The organism is Bacteroidota bacterium (assembly GCA_034723125.1).
In the GTDB taxonomy this organism is placed as follows: Bacteria; Bacteroidota; Bacteroidia; order CAILMK01; family JAAYUY01; genus JAYEOP01.
In genome coordinates this window covers 1-1,957 of record JAYEOP010000475.1, presented here as the reverse complement: position 1 = coordinate 1,957, position 1,957 = coordinate 1, and the positions used below count along the sequence as shown (strand labels likewise).

3 protein-coding genes are annotated in these 1,957 nt (G+C 26.5%); all 3 read left to right on the top strand.

The features are described 5' to 3' along the window. The first annotated feature begins 55 nt into the window (after nucleotides 1-55). The 3 genes from U9R42_12345 to U9R42_12335 all read left to right on the top strand — a co-directional run bounded on the left by U9R42_12345 (nucleotide 56) and on the right by U9R42_12335 (nucleotide 1,201). Nucleotides 56-187, top strand: a complete 132-nt coding sequence (locus tag U9R42_12345) for a hypothetical protein (GenBank protein ID MEA3496808.1) — start codon at nucleotides 56-58, stop codon at nucleotides 185-187. A gap of 228 nt (nucleotides 188-415) precedes the next feature. Next, nucleotides 416-715, top strand: a complete 300-nt coding sequence (locus U9R42_12340) for a hypothetical protein (GenBank protein ID MEA3496807.1) — start codon at nucleotides 416-418, stop codon at nucleotides 713-715. Nucleotides 716-727: 12 nt separating this feature from the next. Continuing rightward, entirely contained in the window at nucleotides 728-1,201 is a 474-nt protein-coding gene (locus tag U9R42_12335) for a hypothetical protein (GenBank protein ID MEA3496806.1), read from the top strand. Nucleotides 1,202-1,957 lie beyond the last annotated feature (756 nt).

The following is a 1,957-nucleotide window of genomic DNA, read 5'->3' as shown; positions in this document are numbered from 1 at the left end:
CTTCAATTGCAATAAAAAACAAAACAATTTTTTATCAAATAAATAATTATTATATTTGCGAATAGATTTAAGATACATTCAAAATTTATTAGAACATGAAAATATTAAAACTACAGAATTTTATACTTATATTACCAACAAGGGATTTGGTGATATTACTAACTCATTGGATGATATGGGATTATAGGTTTTTAAGTATATCAACATATAATGAAAATAAACGGAACTTCTGGTTATACGAATGTTGTGTGCAATAGTGAAAATTGAAAAAATTAGTGTTATCTGAAACACTTTATCAATTTAGAATATGATTAAATATTTTTTAAATGATATTGTTTTAACAAAATATATAATAATTTTCACCTAAATTAGTTTATATTTGTATTGTATTAATTCTTAACTTAAACTTTATATAATGAATTTATTAGAAAAAAATGATCAAATAACGACTTTAAAAAAAGAAAAGTCTATGTTTTGGAATGATTTTTTAATCCAAGAGTATTATAATGATTATTTTCAAAACATAACTTCAAGTGAATTAGATTATGAGTTTAACCACAAATTAAAAATCTTAGTCAAAACCTTAAATAAACTAAATAAAAAAGAGAAAGAAGTGATGATAGATTTACTTTCAAATCTAATTAATTTTTACATAGAAAATAAAGTTAACAAAGAACTGGAGCATTCTTTAAGGGGAATTTTTAAATTTTTATAATATCAGATGGCTATGTCAAAAAGCAAGAAAAATACAAATAAGCAAAAAGAACAAGATACTTCAAATAAGAATGAATTGGTTAAAGATGATGAGTTGAAAACTAATAAAATTGAGTCAGATGGAATTATACCAGATGAAATATTAGAGACTATTCCAATTGAGGAAAGAGGCAAGGTTGTGAGCATAATTAAAAAATCTATGATTTCCTCAGTTTCAAAGCGAACTAATCCTATCGCTGAAAAAATCACACCCGAACATATCACAACCTTAATTGAAAATTCAAGTGTTGTAGATAAAAGAGATAGAACAGAAAGAAAAAGCGAAAGAAATTACAATCTAATTTTAATCATAATTGGTCTTGTTTTCGTGTCTTTTCTCGTAATATTTCTTCAAAAAAACATAAACCTACTTATAACAATTATTACTGCTATTCTATCTTTCATAGGTGGTTTTGGATTCGGAAAATCTCAAAAAAATAAAGACTAACTGCTCACAATCGAGTAGGCGACTGACGGAGTAATCTCCGCCAGTATTCCTTCGTTAAAACTACGGCTAACAAAGTGTAGCTCTCACAATTTATCCCGCACCTTTTGGTCGGGACCACCAAGCCCTTCAACTTCGTTCAGGATAAACCAAGTGGGTCTTACTGAAAGTATTCGGCACAGGCTGTACTTGGCTGTAAATGGCAAAAGTAAAATCACCAATTTTTCGCAATTGCAAATCACCAATTTTTCGCAAAAGTAAATCATCACTTTAGAGAAAATTAATAAGTTAGGATTTTTAAATATCAAAAGAAATTCTAGCAAAAATAAACCTAAAAAAATAAATTATTTTTGAGCAAAGCAAAAATGTCCTTTTTTTGACAAAAATTTAATCGGTGGTTAGGGTTATTAGACAGACTGTCGTTAAGTCTAATTTGCTTATTTATAGTTGGGTAAAAGGAAAAAAACTGTATTATTTTGTTGCATATTAAAAACTTTTATTATATTTGCGAATAGATTTAATATACATTCTAAGGATATGAAAATATTAAAACTACAGAAATTTATACTTATATTACCAACAAGGGTTTTGACTTGTCTGCGTGCTACGCACAGGCAGGCAATATTTATAAACCATTGGATAATATTGAATTATGGAATTTTTTAACAAAATATATAATGGAAATATAATGAGTGGTCATTATATTCACTCGTTAGCAAACATTAAAAATTAAACTTATTATGAAAAAAATCATTAATG